Below are 15728 nucleotides of genomic sequence, written 5' to 3'. Positions count from 1 at the left end.
GCTACATTCCTATGGATGCGAAGAAGACAGCAAACAAGCCGTCGAGCACGATGACGACGAAGATCGATTTGACCACCGACGTCGTCGTCTGCTTGCCCAGCGACTCAGCGCTGCCCTTCACCCGCAAGCCTTCGCTGCAGGCGATGATCCCGATCACCAGCGCCATGAACGGCGCCTTGATGATGCCGACCTCGAAATGCGTGACCGATACAGCGTCGTGCAGCCGGGCGATGAAGATGGCTGGCCCCATGCCGCCGTAGAACCACGCGATCAGCCCACCACCGTAAAGCGCAGCCATCGACCCGATGAAGCTGAGGATCGGCAGCGCGCAAATCAGCGCGGCGACGCGCGGCAATATCAAGACCTCGACTGGATCAAGCCCCATGGTCGACAGCGCGTCGATCTCTTCGCGCATCTTCATCGAGCCGAGCTCGGCGGTATAGGCGCTGCCGGAACGACCGGCCACCATGATGGCAACGATCAACACGCCGAGTTCGCGCAAAACCAGAATGCCGACCATGTCCACGACATAGGAATCGGCACCGAACTTGCGGAAATGGAAGATGCCCTGCTGCGCGATGATCGCGCCGATCAAGAACGTGATCAGGACGATGATCGGAATAGCCGACCAGCCAACCTTATAGAGTTGATAGACCAGCGAGGTTGCCCGCAACGACCTCGGCCGGCGCAACACGCCGACGACGGCCAGAAACAATGCCCCCAGCATCTGCAGGAAGATCGCCAGATCCTCGGCCAATCCCACCGCAGAGCGACCGATTTCGTCAATTCTCCCAACAAAGGGATTTCGCGCGGCTGGCGGCGCAGGATTGCGTCGATTGACCTGGCGGACCTCCTCGACCAGTCCGGCGTAATTCTCGGCAACACCGATAAATTCGACATTGTGGCCGGCAGCCTTCGCCCGGCGCGACATCTTCTCGAGCAGCCAGGCGCCGAGAGTATCGAGGTCGCTGACGCCGGCCATGTCGACGATCACTCTTTTTGCGCGACCGATCCGGGCGAGCGCGGCGTCGGACAGCGCTTCCAGCGCCGTCACATTGGCGGCAATCCAGGATCCCCCAGCATGCAACTCAACCAGATCGCCGGGGGCCGGCGTCGCCGTCAACAGAGGGGAAGTCGCCACATTGCATTCCTTCTAACGAGCACTTTTCCCTACGCCATTGGCTGCCGCCGCGGTTTGACCTGTCTCAAGCCAGGAAATGTCGCGGCGACGTTGACGCAAATCAAATGCGACCTCGCCAGCCGGCCTAAAGTTGTTTGCATCATGCAAGGAAAGTGAGCGCGATGTTCAATTCGAGCGAACTGGGCAATGAGCTGCAGGCTCTGAAGGTAGACGTCTCACAGCTTCTCAATACGGCCCGCGAGGGATTTATCGATACTTCGAAGGCTGCCGCTGACGCGCTCGCCGACCAGATCACGACCGCGCTGAACGAACTCAACGAAACTCTCACGGATGAAGAGAGCCATCTCCGCGATCTCATCTCGGATCGGCCGGTCGCCACGCTCGCGTCGGCCTTCGCGCTCGGCGCCATAGTCGGTTTCTCGCTGAGGAGGCACTAGCGTGAACCCGGAGAATATGGTCAGAAACCTGCGCGTGCTCTGGCGCACCGACAGGATTATCGCCGACATCCGGATGCGGCATTTGCTTGTCGGACTGGGGTTGCGGGCTTTCGCGGCTCTGATCGCAGCATTCGGGCTTTTGATGCTGGAGCTGTCGGCATATTTCGCGCTGGTGCAGATCTGGAGCGCGATCTTGGCCGCAGCCATCCTTGGCACCATCAATTTCGCGATTGCCGCGATACTGTTCGCTCTCGCCGCGCGTCGACCGTCCGGGCGTGATCTCGAACTCGCGACTGAACTCCACGGCTCCTCGGTCGAGGCGCTCCAGCTCGAGGCCCGCGCGCTGCAATCGCAGCTTACCGGCGTGATCCGCCATCCGCTGAGCGGGATTTTGCCAACGTTGCTCCCGCCCCTGATCACCATCATCGTCAAGAGCCTGAAGAAGCCCCGGACGGAGCCCGCCGGAACGCGGGATTCATCGCAGGCGGCATGAACCGCGAGGAAGGAGCGACATCCACATGGGAACAATGCATCTCAAACCGATCCTGAACGCGTCACTGCCATCGCAATTTCGTCAAATTCACCTTGAGCTTGCGCGAGAGCGCGGCCATCCCGAGGGCGATACCAGCGTTGGCTACATCATCATTGTCCCGCTGGAAGAACACGGTAGGATCGATCCGATGCTTTGGCACGACTTTCGTGATGCGTGTCGGGTCGCGCGCCTGCGGCCCGGCGCGGAGACCGTGCTGGGCCACCTCGTCTATCGCTCGGGCGGCGGCTGGGCGTTCCACTACGATTCGAACCCGAGCGTGCCCGACGATATCGGAGTTCACTTCGCAGATGAGCATTTCGTCGTCGGCGAGTATGTCTCGATCAACGAGGGCGGCGAGATGCATACCTACCGCGTCGTGTCGGTGTCGCACCTTTGAAATCACCGTACCTTGTCGGGCCCACGTTTGACCTGGTGCAAAAGTTAAGGACCGCGGCAAATGATCATTGAGCGTCTCAACCAAGAGCATCGTAATATTGAGAAGCTGCTCGCCATCCTCGAGCGGGAATTTGAGATCTTCGATCTCGGGGACCGCCCGGACTATGAAGTCATTCGCGCTGTTATCCATTACTTCGAAGTTTACCCGGAAGTGTATCACCATCCCCAGGAAGATCTGGTCTTCGCCAAGCTAAAAATTCGCGATCCCGCTGCGGCTGCGAGGGTCGGCGATCTCGCTCGCGAACACCAAAACGGGGCGGAACGCTTGCGCCGGGTCGCTCATGCGGTCGATGCCATTCTGGCGGATCGCGAGATCCTTCGGCAAAATGTGGATATCCTTGTTCGCGAATTCATAGAGCATGAGCGGCGCCACATCATGATGGAAGATCGCGATTTCTTTCCTGCCGCCCTGAAAGCGCTCGACGCTGACGATTGGACGGAGATCGCTGCGGCCTCGACCGTTCACAAGGATCCACTCTTTAGCGATGTCGTCGAAGACGGCTTCGATGCGCTACGAGCGCATATTTTTCGGTTGGAACAAGAGGCCGAGGCCGATCGACGCTAGTCGAGCTATAATCCACATGCCTGTCTAGAGTGTCAGCCGTACATCGCAGATATCGCGCTCGGCGGGATCGAGCTTGACGTCGAACCCGAGGTGGCGGCACATGTCGAGCATCACGGTATTCTCAGCGAGCACTTGTCCGGAAATCGCCTTCAGGCCCTCCGACCTCGCATATTCGATGATGAGCTGCATCAGCGCCCAGCCAAGTCCCCTGCCCTTCAGGTCCGAGCGCAGCAGGATCGCATATTCGGCGTTCTCGTAATTCGAATCGGAGTGAATCCGGACCACGCCGACGATTTCGTTGGTGTTTTCGTCAAGCGCCACGAAGGCCATCGCGCGGGCGTAGTCAAGCTGCGTCAGCCGGGCGATGAACTCGTGAGTAAATTGCTTCATCGGCGCGAAGAATCGGAGCCTGAGATCAGTGGGGCTGACGTGCCGCAGAAGTTCGTGAATCGCCGGCTCGTCCTCGGGACGAATGGGTCGCGCCAGGAAGCGCCGACCGTCCCGGGTTTCGAGGCACCGCTGCCATTGCGAGGGATACGGCCGTACAGCGAAATTGGCTGGATCTGTCCCGGTGAATTTGCGTGGCGCAGGCCCCACCGCGATGCGTGCATCGACCGCCAGCACCCCCGTTTCATCCGCCAGCAACGGATTGATATCCAGCTCCCGGATCTCGGGGATATCGGCCGCCATTTGCGCGAGCTTGACCAGCGCCATCGCCACCGCGTCGGGTTTGACCGCCGGTACATCGCGGTAAGCGCGCAGCAGTCGCGAGACGCGGGTGCGCCCAATCAGATCCTGCGCCAATTGCAGATCGAGAGGCGGCAAAGCCAGCGCCTTGTCGTTGATGATCTCCACAGCCGTACCGCCGCGGCCGAATACGATGACAGTGCCGAATGTCGGGTCGTCCGCGAGGCCAAGGATGAGTTCGCGGACCTTCGGCCGCACGATCATCGCCTGGACGATAACGCCGGATATCCGCGCCTGCGGGCGAAGCGCCTTCGCACGTGAAATGATATCGGTGGCGGCTGCGCGTACGGCATCGGCATTGGTAAGGTTTAGGACAACGCCACCGACATCGGATTTGTGAACGATGTCGCGCGACAAGATCTTGAGCGCCACGGTTGCACCTTGCGCGAACAGGTTGGCTGCGTGGACGACCGCTTCGTCCGCGTTCGCGGCGAGAAAGGTCGGCACCATCGGAATGTCATAAGCCCCAAGCAGTCGCTTGATTTCGATCGGATCGAGCCACTTGCGACTATCGCGGATCGCTCCTTCGACGATCCGCCGCGGGATGGCGGCATCCAGCGAGGACGAAGTGGGCATCGCCGGCGGTACTTGCTGCAGCTCCTCCACCACCTCGCGATGTCGCACGAGGTGCATGAAGCCCAGAACCGCATCATCTTCCGTTGGGTAGTTCGGAATACCGCGGCTGCTCAGGAGATCGCCGATCTTCTGATCCGCGCCAACCCAGACCGCGAGCACCGGTTTGAGCGGGCCGTGAAGTTGCTCACGGTGTTTTGCAACCACGGCGGTCACTGTATCGGCAATGTCGTCGGCAGAAGCGACGGCCGTCTGTACATTCATCACAAGGACCGCGTCGTTGCCGGGATCGGTCAGCAACAACTCAAGCGTCTTTGCATAGCGTTCAGGACCCGCATCACCGATGATATCGATAGGATTGGATTTGGACCAGGTCGGCGGCAACACGGCATCGAGTGCCCTCTGCGTATCAGGCGTAATCGCGGCCGGAATTCCGCCGAGTTCAACAAGGCGGTCGATGGCGAGTACACCAAGACCGCCGCCATTGGTCAAAATTGAGAGCCGCTTTCCCGGTGGGGAGCCGACGCGTCCGAGCGTTTCCGCGCAGTCGAACAGTTCGCGAAGGTCGGAGACCCGCAAAACGCCGGCGCGGCGGAATGCCGCATCATAGACCGCGTCCGAACCGGCCAGCGCACCGGTGTGGGTCGCCGCCGCCTTCGCGCCCTGTGCCATCCGCCCGGACTTGACCGCGACGACCGGCTTGACCCTGGCCGCCGCGCGCGCGGCTGACATGAACTTGCGGGCGTCCTTGATCGCTTCGATGTAGAGCAGAATGGCCCGTGTCCCAGTATCGGCAGCAAAGTAATCGAGGAGATCGGCAATATCGACGTCGCACTGGTCTCCGATCGAAACGATCCCGGAAAAGCCGACTGCGCGCTGTGCGGCCCAATCCACCATACCCGCGGCAATTGCGCCGGACTGGGAGACCAGCGCGAGCTTTCCAGGAGCCGGCGTATGGGCAGAGAAGCTTGCATTAAGCCCAATACGAGGGATCATAATTCCAAGGCAGTTCGGCCCGATCAGCCGCATTCCAAATTTTTGTGCGGCGCGTTGGGCAGCCTCCGCGAGCGAGCCGGCGCTGTGGCCGAGTCCCGAGGGGATGATGACAACTCCAGCTGCTCCTCGTTTCCCGGCCTCGTCCACAATGCTCGGCACTGCCGTAGCCGGCGCCGTAATCACCACGAGCTCCGGCGCAAACGGCAATTTGGCAAGACTGTCGACGGTCACGAGGCCGTCGATCTCGGCGTAGTGGTTATTGACCAGCCCAAACTCGCCCTTGAACCCCCCGTTGCGAATGTTCCGGACGATGGCGCGGCCGACCGAGCCCGGTCGTGGACTTGCTCCCACCAGCGCGACGGAACGCGGCGAGAGCAGGTTGCTCAACCGGTAAGTGGACATTGCGTATGCTCCGGAGGGAAATTCGAATCGAAGTGACCGTGCTTGGACGCAAGATCGGACTTGTTAACACCTGATCATGCTTGTGGATCCCGCCCGAACAGCCGTGATGCGGTTTCGGCCATTCGCTCGTCGTGCCTGAGCAACCGTTCGCAGTCGCGGCGAATGAAATCGATCTGGTGCCGACCGCATTCTTCCCACATTGTCTTCAGGTCTTTCACGGAGTGAGCCTCAGCCACTTTCGACAGGAACTCGTTGAACAGATGGGTTTCCGTTACCGCCCGGTCGAGCAACTCTTGCCCAACGAAACTGACCTCCTCCAGAATCATCGCCTGCAGGGCAGCCGCAAAACTCAGGGCGCTTCGGGCCGCTCTTGCAGATTCGGCTTCGCCAGCCGCAGCCGATTTCTCAAAAGTTGGCGCGGGCGCTGCGGAGAGCATGGTCATGGTGGCTCCTGTCTTCTCTTCAAGATTTGTACGACCGACCCCGCTCCTTATCATTGAGCCAGCTCAATCAGATCGCGCGGATGCGAAGTGTGCTAAGCGTGGCTTCGGGCGCAGCATTGCAGGGCCCGCATCACGTCGCTGCGCGAAATCATGCCGACGAGGCGCTGATTGCTCGCGATGACCGGCATGCTTCTGATCCTGTGACTGACCATGAGTTGAAGCACCCTGGTCAGTCTTGTCTGCGCTCCAACATAAATGAATTCTGGCGTCATCACATCCATCACTGTCATTTTCATCAGATCATCGTAGTGCGGGATGATGTGAGCAGGCGTGAATATGAAGGCCTCCAGAAAATCGAATTTTGAAACCACGCCGATGACCTGCGACTGATCTTCGACGGGATAGGCATTGAAATCGTCCCTCTCGAAGAGATCGCCAAGCTCGCGCAAGGTAAGATCGCGACTCACGACCTTCGGCTCGCGGGTCATATAGTCTGCAACGGTTTGTTCGAGGAAGGCATACAAGGCTCGTCACCCCTTCGGCTCGGGGTCGATTTAAGCACCCTCCTCCAGAGGAGTGTTGATTGAAATCAATCGGCCGGCAGGGGTTTCGGCCAAGAAGCCGCGACGGCCTCCGACCTGGCCGCTCGGTAGGGCGCGCCCGGTCCCGCAGAATAGCGCCCAGCCATGGCAGGAAGCCGTCGTTCTCCACTTGAGCCTGTCCGGCCATTGGGATCATAATTGGCGGCGAAACCGTCCCCATTTCGGATTCAAGAGTGAAGTAACCGTGCCCGGCACAGTCGCAATATCGGCAAGAGACCAACGCATCCGGCTCGGTGTGGAGGGATCAGGCATCGGAAGCTGGGACCTCAATCTTCGCACCATGGAGTTGACTTGGTCGGAGGCTACCCGCAAGCTATTCGACTTCTCCGATAGCGATCCGGCCAGCTACGACCTCTTCCTTTCGCTGCTTGAACCCGACGACCGGAAGCGGACCGAGCACGCCGTTCGCGAGGCAATCGAAAACGCCAAATCCTTTGATCTCTCCTACGCGCTGCGCAAGCCCTCGGGATCGACACATTGGGTGCGCGCACGTGGCGGCGTCATTAAGCAGCCGGACGGGAGTCGATATCTCAGCGGTATCGTCTTTGATGTCGATGAAGAGAAGAAGCTCGAACAGAGCCTGCGTACGCGCGAGGGACACCTCCAGTCGATCCTGGAAACCGTTCCGGACGCCATGATCGTCATCGACGGCAAGGGCATCATGCAGTTCTTCTCGAGCGCGGCGGAACGCCAGTTCGGCTACCTCGAGCAGGAGGTGATCGGAAGGAACGTCAGCATGCTGATGCCGGAACCGGATCGGTCGCGCCACGACGGATATTTGGCCCGCTATCTGACCACAGGGGAGCGGCACATCATCGGCATTGGCCGCATTGTGACGGGTCAGCGCCAGGACGGGACCACATTCCCCATGCACCTTTCGGTCGGCGAAACCCAGTCTGGCGGCGCACCCTATTTCACCGGCTTCGTCCGCGATCTCACCGAGCAGCAGCAAACCCAGGCGCGACTCCAGGAATTGCAATCGGAGCTCGTGCACATATCGCGCCTGAGCGCTATGGGCGAAATAGCCTCCGCGCTCGCGCATGAGCTTAACCAGCCGCTCGCGGCCATCAGTAACTACATGAAGGGCTCGCGCCGATTGTTGGCCAGCAGTACTGATCTGAACCGATCCAAGATCGAGAACGCCATGGATCGCGCCGCCGAACAGGCTATTCGCGCCGGTCAGATCATTCGGCGGCTCCGCGACTTTGTCGCACGTGGAGAATCCGAGAAACGTGTCGAACGGCTTTCGAAGATGATCGAGGAGGCCGGCGCGCTCGGCCTCGTCGGCGCACGCGAACAAGGGGTACGGATCAGGTTCAATCTCGACCCTGGATACGACCTGGTGCTGGTGGATCGGGTGCAAGTCCAGCAGGTGCTGGTCAACTTGTTTCGCAACGCGCTGGAGGCGATGGCGCAGTCCAAGGTACGAGAACTGATCGCATCCAACAAGCCCGTTCACGACGACATGATCGAAGTCTCGGTATCCGATACGGGTCATGGATTCCCCGAGGACGTCGAAAAGAATCTATTTCAAACATTCTTTACCACCAAGGAAACCGGTATGGGAGTTGGACTATCCATCAGCCGCTCCATCATCGAAGCTCATGGCGGACGGATGTGGGCGGAGTCCAATCAGGCGGGCGGCGCGACCTTTCGCTTCACGTTGCCCGCCGCATCAAGTGAAAGTTTGACAGATGGCACGTAGGGGAACTGTCTATGTCATCGACGATGACGAGGCGATGCGGGATTCGCTGGAGTTCATGCTCAATTCCGCGGACTTCCAGGTTAGCCTCTTCGATTCAGCTCGCACATTCCTGGACACTCTTTCCGGCCTCGCGTTCGGATGCGTCGTCTCCGACGTTCGCATGCCCGGCGTCGATGGTATCGAGCTTCTGAAGCGCCTGAAAGCAAGCCACGGCGCGTTGCCCGTTATCATCATGACCGGCCATGGCGATGTCCCGCTCGCTGTCGAGGCGATGAAGCTTGGTGCCGTCGATTTCCTGGAAAAGCCGTTCGAGGATGATCGGCTGATCGGCATGATTGATCTGGCGCTGCAGCAGGCCGCATCGGGGGCGCACAGCGAAGCCATTGCGCAGGATATCGCCGCCCGCATCGCGTCGCTGAGCCCTCGCGAGCGGCAGGTTATGGAGGGACTGGTCGCCGGACTGTCAAACAAGATGATTGCGCGGGATTACAACATCAGTCCGCGCACCATCGAGGTGTACCGGGCCAATGTCATGACCAAGATGCAGGCGGGCAGTCTCTCGGAACTTGTCCGTCTTGCCTTGCAGGCGGGCGTGCTCAAAGATTGAGCCAAATCAAGACGCCCGCGCCGGCAACGTTCTATTCGTTTCGCCCATGAACAATGTCGTCCGCTCCAGGTCGCCCGAAACTGCGGGAGATTTACTAATCACAACACCCGTCGTCTATGTCGTGGATGACAACACGGATGTGCTCGGCTCGCTGCGATTTCTGCTAGAGACTGACGGCTTTCAGGTGCGAACGTTCCGCAGCGGCGAGGCGCTGCTCAACACGACGACAATCGGTTTGGCCGATTGCTTCGTCATCGATTACAAGATGCCGAGCATGACTGGTATCGACCTCGCCGCCGCTTTGCGGAGCCGCGAGATCACCACGCCCATCATTCTCATCACCGGCTTTCCCGACAAGACTATTCCGGCCAAGGCCACGGGGGCCGGCATTGGCCGCGTCCTCCTCAAGCCGCTCGTCGAGGAGAGTCTTGTCGCTTGTGTCCGGGAAGCCATTGAGCGAGATCGGCCGCCAGCCGGCCGCTAGACTCGCACCTCCGGGATTCTACCTAGGGGGTTACCCTTAAGGCATCGAGCGAAATTTCCGAATGCGGTTGTTCCGCATACGAATGAGTCATCCGCCGCATATGGAGATGGCCCATGCTCACCCAGTCACCTAACCGTTCCGTCGTCGGCAACAAGATCCCTCCAATCGCTGACCTGCCACCAGAGCAATTCTTCGGCCTTACCGGGCATGCAGGTCTGGTGGCGACAGAGTTCACCTACGGCAAGGATGAAGAAATCTACGGCGAGGACGAGCCGGCAGAATATGTGTACCAGGTCATCCGCGGCGCAGTTCGGACCTATAAGCTGCTCTCCGACGGTCGCCGCCAGATCGGCGCGCTCCACCTGCCCGGCGACGTGTTCGGTCTCGAGGCCGGGGTGACTCACAGGTTGGCGGCGGAGGCGATCATCGATACCACCGTGCGGCTGGTGAAGCGGCGCAGCCTGGAACAGGCGGCCGCAACCCACGTACAGATCTCTCACACGCTCTGGACCATGACGGCCGGTGAGCTTCGGCACGCCGAGGAGCACATGCTTCTGCTTGGGCGAAAGAGCGCGATCGAACGGGTTGCGAATTTTCTGCTCGAGATGGATCGCCGACTTGCCGTCGCAGGGATGATGGCGCTGCCGATGTGCCGTCGCGACATCGGCGACTATCTCGGTCTCACGCTGGAGACGGTCTCACGCGCACTGTCGCAACTCAACGATGAAGGCGTGCTTGGGTTTTCCGGCGCTCGGCAGATCGTGCTGCGCAATCGCCAGCGCTTGCGCAATATGGATGCGTAAGGGTGAAAATCAGCCGGGAGGCCTGACGCGGACATTCGCAGGAGTACTGAAATGACGAACGAGACAATCAAAGCGCTTCTGATGATCGCCCTGTTCGGACTCCTTGAAACTCTGCTCCATCTTCCGGAGATCCGGGTTCTGGGTGCCCGCCTGTTGCGTGCGATGCCGTTGCTGCCGCCGGCAAGGAAAGCCGACTATGCGCTCCGGCCAATACCCGTCAAGCGACGATTCCCCAGGCATTGATCCCGTACCGGCGCCCGCCAAAAGGCGGCAGGCATTTTTTCGAGACGCTTGCGAGGCGGCAGGCCGTCCACGATGCTTCACCATCACAGAAGTTTTGGATGCTGACGGCTTCTGATCCCGATCCAGGTCAATACAGTTGCGAACGCGACCAGAAACAGGATACCGCTGGCGCTGACGATGAGTTGCATTGCGATCCCGCTCGACACCTTTACCAGCAGCATATGACCCGCCAGCGACAACAGCACACCGACACAATAGACCTCAAGCGAATTCTCGCCGCAACGAACGGCGCTACGCAATACAGGCGCCGTGAGTCCCCGCCAATCGGGTCGAAGGAATCTCGATAGCACAACCGCCAATGCCACGAAATGGAGCAAGCGCAGAGGATCAAGACCAGATTTGTCGATTGGATAGATCAGTTTTGCCAGCAGCGGTGGGATCAAGGCTTCCAGGGGCTTGATGCTCCAGCTCAGAGCAACCACCAAGCTGAACAGCAGATAACTCGCGGCCAAGCTCGTCGCGATCGGCGTCGTCAGGTAGCGTCCAAGCTTTTGCCGGCCGCGCATCGCCCACCACGCGCCCAAAATCACGAGCAGCTGCCAGGCGAATGGATTGAAGTACCATGCATGACTCGGCCACTCGGCGAGATTCCAACCATAGCTCCGCGCCAACAGATAGATGAGCAACGACGTCCCGAGCGTGACATCGGGGATTTTGACCAATAGCCAAAGCAACGGAGCGAACATCAGGTGAAAGACGACGAAGGTCGGCAGGACATCGGTGTTGACCGGGCGGTACTGCAAAATCGACGCATGCGCGAGCGCCACTCCTGAATCTTGCAGAAGAAACTTGGTGTTGGTTTCGTCAGCGAACTGACTACCGCCAGCGAGATACACCATGACACCACAGGCGATGGTCAGGATCAGGAATGCTGCATAGATTTCCCAGCTTCGGCGCAGCGTGTGGCTGATGACGGCAAGCCAACCGTCGCGCAGCCGGATCCTCCCGTAGGCCAACGCACAAGTCACACCGGAAACAAACATGAAGACTTCGGTGGTATCACTGAAACCGTAGTAGCGTAGCGTCAACCAGCTGCCGATGTTGTTTGGAATATGATCAAGGAAGACGAACCAGAGGGCGACACCTCGACATGCATCGAGGCGCACATCGCGCTCAATCTCTACCTCAGTTTGAATTTCTTCCAGAGTGGATAGCAAGCTGGCTCCCTGCTTCGCTGCACTGCAGTTCTCGGGCGACAGAGACACACTTCTAGCGTTGCAAGACGTATTGTCCGGGCGCGTCTTCCCATGGCGCACCCTGTCTCCCGTGTCCGCCCATCAAAGGCGGTGCAACCGGCTTGCCTGAATGAGCAGTCAGAAACCGCGCCCACTCCGGCCACCAGGACCCCTCGCGATGCGGAGCCTTCTTCAGCCACTCATCGGGTCCGAGATAGGGACCGTCCGCGGCCTTCTCCAGAACCTGGTAGCTATGCCACTCTTCGTCGGGCGCCGCAACAATCCCCGCATTGTGGCCGCCGCTCGCGAGCACGAAGGTCACGTCCGCATCCGTGAGGAAATGGATCTTGTGCGTTGATCGCCAGGGAGCGACATGGTCGCGGAGCGTCCCGACGACAAACATCGGCGCGTGCAAATCGGATAATGCGATGGGCCTTCCGTCAACGCGGTAGCGGCCTTCGGCCAGGTCATTGTTGAGGAAGAGCTTGCGAAGATACTCCGAATGCATGCGATATGGCATGCGGGTCGCATCGGCGTTCCACGCCATCAAATCGCTCGGCGGCTCCCGCTCTCCGATCAGGTAGTCGCGAACCACCCGCGACCAGATCAGGTCGTTCGACCGCAGCATCTGAAAAGCGCCTGCCATCTGCCTGGTCTCGAGCACCCCTCGCTGCCACATCATGTCCTCCAGGAAGGAAACCTGACTTTCGTTGATGAACAGGGTAAGCTCTCCCGCCTCGGTGAAATCTGTCTGAGCAGCAAGAAGCGTAATCGATCGCAAGCAACCGGGCCGTTCGTTGAGCAGCGCTGCCGCGGCGATGGATAGCAAGGTGCCACCAAGACAATAGCCTGCAGCATGAATCGCCTGCCCCGGCAGGATCTCGCTGATCGCTTCAATTGCAGCGTCCACGCCGAGCTCTCGGTAATCTTCAAGAGCGAGATCGCGATCGTTCGGTGTCGGGTTGCGCCACGAAATCATAAAGACCGTAAACCCGTTCGCTACCAGGAACTGAACCAACGAATTGTGCGGCGAAAGATCGAGAATGTAATATTTCATGATCCAGGCCGGCACGATCAGAACCGGCTCGGGTCGGACACTCGGCGTCATTGGCGCGTACTGAATCAGCTCGATCAACTCGTTGCGAAAGACAATCTTGCCTTTTGTCGTGGCCACATCCTTACCGACCACGAAGTTCCGATCCTCCCCGGTTTGATCGGTCTTCAACAACGCCTTCCAGTCCTCAAGCCAATTATGCAGCCCGGACACGAGGTTTCCGCCGCCTGTTTCCATGATTTTGCGATGCACTGCCGGATTGCTGAAAGCAAAATTCGTCGGCGCCATAGTATCCAGGCACTGGCGTATGGCGAAATCGACGATGGCGGCGTTCGATCGCGATAGGCCACGCACGTCGGTCGTGGCCTGGTGCCACCACTGCTCGCTCAGCAGGAAAGCTTGGGCGAGCAGATTGAAGGCAGGCAACTCCCAATCGGGATCGCCAAAACGACGGTCGTTCGGCGATGGTTTGATCATGCCCCACGGTTCGAGCGCCAGCCGGGGAGTCATAATAGTCTCCGCGAACCGCAACGCTTCGCCGATTGCCTCTTGCGTCAATGCCAACCGTTTCGCGGGCGAGGCCGCGAGATGGACCCGCCAATCAGCAAAGGCGAGGGCAAGGGCCGCGGGCGAAAGTCCGCCCGTCCAACGCGCGACGGCGGCACGAATCGAACGGTCGATCAGCTCATACGTTGGGGGCGCATCTGGCTCCGATGAAGCCTTTACGGCTGAGACCGACTTGACAGAAGCCTGCGCCACAGCGGCCGGGATCGAAGTCGCGACCGCGCGATCCAGTGCTACTGGGAATGTCATGACTGAACTCCTCTAACTTATTTAGCGCCCTTCTTCCGGGGTGGGGTTGAGCTGGGTCAATTCCTGTGGCGCTCTCGAAGCGCAGCTTTCAACGGCAAATCGGCCGTGTTTGCGCAAGATCAATGCCTTGGCCCAACGGTTGAGCCACGCCTCACTGGCCCCAAAAAGGAGACCTGCCCATGACCCGCAATGTTGGACGCATCGATCAGTTTGTTCGGATCGTGATTGGCCTTGCTTTGCTCGCCTATACCGTAAAGGACGGCTCGCTCGGTTCCGACTGGCTGGTGCCCGGAGTAGTCGGGTTGGTTTTGATCATCACAGCATTCTTCTCGTATTGCCCGCTCTACGCCATCATCGGCGTAACGACGTGCGGCAAGACGGATAGGACCGCCTAAGGCGATCGTTGGGTCCGCTCAACCTACGCTTCCTCAGCTCACGAAATCAGCGCCAACGATTGGCAGCCTATCGGGCTCCAGGTCACGGTCCGGAAGGGCATCGTGCATCTGCATGGCATCATCCTGAATGAACGCTCGCGCCAGGCATCGATTGTCGCAGCCGAGAATAAGGCAGGTGTCAAAGAGGTGCACGATCATCTCTGCTTCGTCGACACCACTTCAGGCTTCTATATCGAATCGCCCGAGGACATGAAGGCTGCCGGCGGATCAGGCTGAGCGAATTGTCGGGATATTCCGCTATGGCCTGATTTGGCGCATTCTGATCATGATAGCGGCTCCAATTACGGCGCTGTTCGTGTCGCGAGACGCGTTGAATTTCAGCGTCATCGAGACCTTTTCGTCCTCATTCTCATTGTTGGCTTCGCAATCGTGGCGGCGGGATGGAGTTTGTGCCGTCGGCCACACGATCCATTTTGATCTTTCAGGCCTTACGGCATTCCCTTCCTTCCGGGCTACCCAAGAATATCGCGCCGTTTTTGCATATATTCCTCGCGGTTGATCTCGCCCCGCGCGTAGCGAGCGTCAAGAGCATCAAGCCCTGGAGAACTGCGCCCGGCGCGAACCGAACGATCTTCCCAGTCGGCGCTATATCGAACAGCCGCCATCACGGCCGCAATGATCAATCCGAGAATGAGCAGCGGAATCAGGACATGAAGCGGCCAAAGCCAGCCGAAACCGCCCCACCCCATCATCCCATAGCCACCGTTCCACATCATGACTAATCCTCCACATTTTGAAAGAAGCCGGAGTGACGGTTGATGGCGAAACGTTGCGCGAGCGAATTATCCTTCGTGACGATGTCGGCCACGATCGTGTCGGCGTCCTTTTCCTTCACGTCGCCGACTTTCAGGTGGGGGTTGCCCTGCCAGGAGATCCAGCGATCCAGATAATCCTTCACGGCATCCACCGAAAGCTTGAGATCGCCAGACGCGCTCCAGAGCGGACCATAGCCACGCATCATGGGTCCAGCGGCACAGCCGCCCCATTGGCATGGGCCAGCCATCATCTGCGGCCCCATCATTCCCCACGGGCCGGCGGGATATGAGGACGCGACGAGAGCCCCATATCCGAACAAGAGCACAACAAGGGAGATCGCGACGATTGCCGAAATCAGGAAAGGTCTGCGCATGACCGCCTCCTTTGAGATGGCAATTCAAGCACGCTCCATTTCCACCCAATTGATCCTTATCAACCGTCGCGTGGGGAGATTCCGCGCAGATCTGAAGCGACCTTGACGTTCCGCTATTTCGGCTGACCGGTTCGGGAATGCTTGGTCGCTGTCATGACGATAAACGCGCATCCGAGCGTCGTTCTCGCGCCGAGCCATGGGTCAACAGGCGCGAGCAGCCGCGCCGCCAACGCGAGCGGCGGATAGTGCACCGCCCCCCGACAAGTACGATATCAAGGCCGGCACCAGGCGAGCCGGCTGCACACA

General features: G+C 59.5%; 18 protein-coding genes and 1 pseudogene. 11 read left to right on the top strand and 8 right to left on the bottom strand.

Translation table 11 applies throughout. The annotated features are described in order from the left end of the window. Position 1: 1 nt before the first annotated feature. Positions 2 to 1141 (bottom strand): ABC transporter permease, encoded by a 1140-nt coding sequence (locus tag VKR55_RS03375; protein WP_324399649.1) that lies wholly within the window; start codon positions 1139 to 1141, stop codon positions 2 to 4. A 161-nt stretch (positions 1142 to 1302) separates the two neighbouring features. On the opposite strand from VKR55_RS03375, the gene VKR55_RS03370 reads away from it, so the two are divergent. From VKR55_RS03370 to VKR55_RS03355, 4 genes are read left to right on the top strand one after another with little or no spacing between them, the layout of a single operon-like run. Continuing rightward, positions 1303 to 1578: a hypothetical protein gene (locus tag VKR55_RS03370; protein WP_324399647.1), complete on the top strand. Its 276-nt coding sequence runs from the start codon at positions 1303 to 1305 to the stop codon at positions 1576 to 1578. Between the two features lies 1 nt (position 1579). After that, on the top strand, positions 1580 to 2071 hold the full coding sequence (locus VKR55_RS03365; RefSeq protein ID WP_324399645.1) for a phage holin family protein: 492 nt from the start codon (positions 1580 to 1582) through the stop codon (positions 2069 to 2071). Between the two features lie 34 nt (positions 2072 to 2105). Beyond that, complete coding sequence (locus VKR55_RS03360; protein WP_324399925.1) at positions 2106 to 2507, top strand: hypothetical protein; 402 nt, start codon at positions 2106 to 2108, stop codon at positions 2505 to 2507. A 60-nt stretch (positions 2508 to 2567) separates the two neighbouring features. Next, positions 2568 to 3131, top strand: coding sequence for a hemerythrin domain-containing protein (locus tag VKR55_RS03355; RefSeq protein ID WP_324399643.1), 564 nt, complete (start codon positions 2568 to 2570; stop codon positions 3129 to 3131). A gap of 24 nt (positions 3132 to 3155) precedes the next feature. On the opposite strand, the gene VKR55_RS03350 is transcribed toward VKR55_RS03355, so the two are convergent. The 3 genes from VKR55_RS03350 to VKR55_RS03340 all read right to left on the bottom strand — a co-directional run bounded on the left by VKR55_RS03350 (position 3156) and on the right by VKR55_RS03340 (position 6816). Then, entirely contained in the window at positions 3156 to 5849 is a 2694-nt protein-coding gene (locus VKR55_RS03350) for a bifunctional acetate--CoA ligase family protein/GNAT family N-acetyltransferase (protein WP_324399640.1), read from the bottom strand. Positions 5850 to 5923: 74 nt separating this feature from the next. Continuing rightward, a complete protein-coding gene (locus VKR55_RS03345) occupies positions 5924 to 6292 on the bottom strand; it encodes a hypothetical protein (RefSeq protein WP_324399638.1) in 369 nt (122 codons plus the stop codon). Positions 6293 to 6384: 92 nt separating this feature from the next. Further along, complete coding sequence (locus VKR55_RS03340) at positions 6385 to 6816, bottom strand: CBS domain-containing protein (protein WP_324399636.1); 432 nt, start codon at positions 6814 to 6816, stop codon at positions 6385 to 6387. A gap of 262 nt (positions 6817 to 7078) precedes the next feature. Here VKR55_RS03340 and fixL point away from each other — a divergent pair, with 262 nt between their 5' ends. The 5 genes from fixL to VKR55_RS03315 all read left to right on the top strand — a co-directional run bounded on the left by fixL (position 7079) and on the right by VKR55_RS03315 (position 10736). Then, positions 7079 to 8599: a sensor protein FixL gene (gene fixL, locus VKR55_RS03335; RefSeq protein WP_324399634.1), complete on the top strand. Its 1521-nt coding sequence runs from the start codon at positions 7079 to 7081 to the stop codon at positions 8597 to 8599. Continuing rightward, positions 8589 to 9206 (top strand): response regulator FixJ, encoded by a 618-nt coding sequence (fixJ, locus tag VKR55_RS03330; protein WP_324399632.1) that lies wholly within the window; start codon positions 8589 to 8591, stop codon positions 9204 to 9206. The genes fixL and fixJ overlap by 11 nt, the downstream gene beginning before the upstream one ends. A gap of 46 nt (positions 9207 to 9252) precedes the next feature. Beyond that, positions 9253 to 9690 carry a response regulator transcription factor gene (locus tag VKR55_RS03325; protein ID WP_324399630.1) on the top strand — a complete coding sequence of 146 codons (438 nt, stop codon included), beginning with the start codon at positions 9253 to 9255 and terminating at the stop codon, positions 9688 to 9690. Positions 9691 to 9803: 113 nt separating this feature from the next. Continuing rightward, positions 9804 to 10493 (top strand): helix-turn-helix domain-containing protein, encoded by a 690-nt coding sequence (locus VKR55_RS03320; RefSeq protein WP_324399627.1) that lies wholly within the window; start codon positions 9804 to 9806, stop codon positions 10491 to 10493. Between the two features lie 51 nt (positions 10494 to 10544). Beyond that, entirely contained in the window at positions 10545 to 10736 is a 192-nt protein-coding gene (locus VKR55_RS03315) for a hypothetical protein (RefSeq protein WP_324399625.1), read from the top strand. Between the two features lie 83 nt (positions 10737 to 10819). Here VKR55_RS03315 and VKR55_RS03310 read toward each other — a convergent pair whose 3' ends face one another. Both VKR55_RS03310 and VKR55_RS03305 read right to left on the bottom strand, forming a co-directional pair. After that, complete coding sequence (locus VKR55_RS03310; protein WP_324399624.1) at positions 10820 to 11953, bottom strand: OpgC domain-containing protein; 1134 nt, start codon at positions 11951 to 11953, stop codon at positions 10820 to 10822. A 52-nt stretch (positions 11954 to 12005) separates the two neighbouring features. Continuing rightward, on the bottom strand, positions 12006 to 13838 hold the full coding sequence (locus VKR55_RS03305) for a PHA/PHB synthase family protein (RefSeq protein ID WP_324399622.1): 1833 nt from the start codon (positions 13836 to 13838) through the stop codon (positions 12006 to 12008). Between the two features lie 179 nt (positions 13839 to 14017). Between VKR55_RS03305 and VKR55_RS03300 the strand changes: the two genes are divergently transcribed. Beyond that, positions 14018 to 14233, top strand: a complete 216-nt coding sequence (locus VKR55_RS03300) for a YgaP family membrane protein (RefSeq protein ID WP_324399620.1) — start codon at positions 14018 to 14020, stop codon at positions 14231 to 14233. 42 nt (positions 14234 to 14275) lie between these two features. Further along, positions 14276 to 14509, top strand: a pseudogene (locus VKR55_RS03295) (BON domain-containing protein); the annotation flags it as partial. Between the two features lie 236 nt (positions 14510 to 14745). On the opposite strand, the gene VKR55_RS03290 reads toward VKR55_RS03295, so the two are convergent. Both VKR55_RS03290 and VKR55_RS03285 read right to left on the bottom strand, forming a co-directional pair. Then, positions 14746 to 15009, bottom strand: coding sequence for an SHOCT domain-containing protein (locus tag VKR55_RS03290; RefSeq protein ID WP_324399618.1), 264 nt, complete (start codon positions 15007 to 15009; stop codon positions 14746 to 14748). 2 nt (positions 15010 to 15011) lie between these two features. After that, on the bottom strand, positions 15012 to 15422 hold the full coding sequence (locus VKR55_RS03285) for a hypothetical protein (RefSeq protein WP_324399615.1): 411 nt from the start codon (positions 15420 to 15422) through the stop codon (positions 15012 to 15014). Positions 15423 to 15728 lie beyond the last annotated feature (306 nt).

It is taken from the genome of Bradyrhizobium sp. (genome assembly GCF_035309285.1).
Taxonomy (GTDB): Bacteria; Pseudomonadota; Alphaproteobacteria; order Rhizobiales; family Xanthobacteraceae; genus Bradyrhizobium.
The sequence above is the reverse complement of the archived record's forward strand: the minus strand, read 5'-3'. Positions and strand labels throughout refer to the sequence as shown.

What these genes read in the sequence shown, in the direction of transcription:
- VKR55_RS03370 (WP_324399647.1), top strand. Translation starts at nt 1,303, where the DNA reads ATGTTCAATTCGAGCGAACTGGGCAATGAGCTGCAGGCTCTGAAGGTA.
- VKR55_RS03360 (WP_324399925.1), top strand. Translation starts at nt 2,106, where the DNA reads ATGCATCTCAAACCGATCCTGAACGCGTCACTGCCATCGCAATTTCGT.
- VKR55_RS03355 (WP_324399643.1), top strand. Translation starts at nt 2,568, where the DNA reads ATGATCATTGAGCGTCTCAACCAAGAGCATCGTAATATTGAGAAGCTG.
- VKR55_RS03350 (WP_324399640.1), bottom strand. Translation starts at nt 5,849, where the DNA reads ATGTCCACTTACCGGTTGAGCAACCTGCTCTCGCCGCGTTCCGTCGCG.
- VKR55_RS03345 (WP_324399638.1), bottom strand. Translation starts at nt 6,292, where the DNA reads ATGACCATGCTCTCCGCAGCGCCCGCGCCAACTTTTGAGAAATCGGCT.
- fixJ (WP_324399632.1), top strand. Translation starts at nt 8,589, where the DNA reads ATGGCACGTAGGGGAACTGTCTATGTCATCGACGATGACGAGGCGATG.
- VKR55_RS03325 (WP_324399630.1), top strand. Translation starts at nt 9,253, where the DNA reads ATGAACAATGTCGTCCGCTCCAGGTCGCCCGAAACTGCGGGAGATTTA.
- VKR55_RS03320 (WP_324399627.1), top strand. Translation starts at nt 9,804, where the DNA reads ATGCTCACCCAGTCACCTAACCGTTCCGTCGTCGGCAACAAGATCCCT.
- VKR55_RS03315 (WP_324399625.1), top strand. Translation starts at nt 10,545, where the DNA reads ATGACGAACGAGACAATCAAAGCGCTTCTGATGATCGCCCTGTTCGGA.
- VKR55_RS03305 (WP_324399622.1), bottom strand. Translation starts at nt 13,838, where the DNA reads ATGACATTCCCAGTAGCACTGGATCGCGCGGTCGCGACTTCGATCCCG.
- VKR55_RS03300 (WP_324399620.1), top strand. Translation starts at nt 14,018, where the DNA reads ATGACCCGCAATGTTGGACGCATCGATCAGTTTGTTCGGATCGTGATT.
- VKR55_RS03290 (WP_324399618.1), bottom strand. Translation starts at nt 15,009, where the DNA reads ATGATGTGGAACGGTGGCTATGGGATGATGGGGTGGGGCGGTTTCGGC.
- VKR55_RS03285 (WP_324399615.1), bottom strand. Translation starts at nt 15,422, where the DNA reads ATGCGCAGACCTTTCCTGATTTCGGCAATCGTCGCGATCTCCCTTGTT.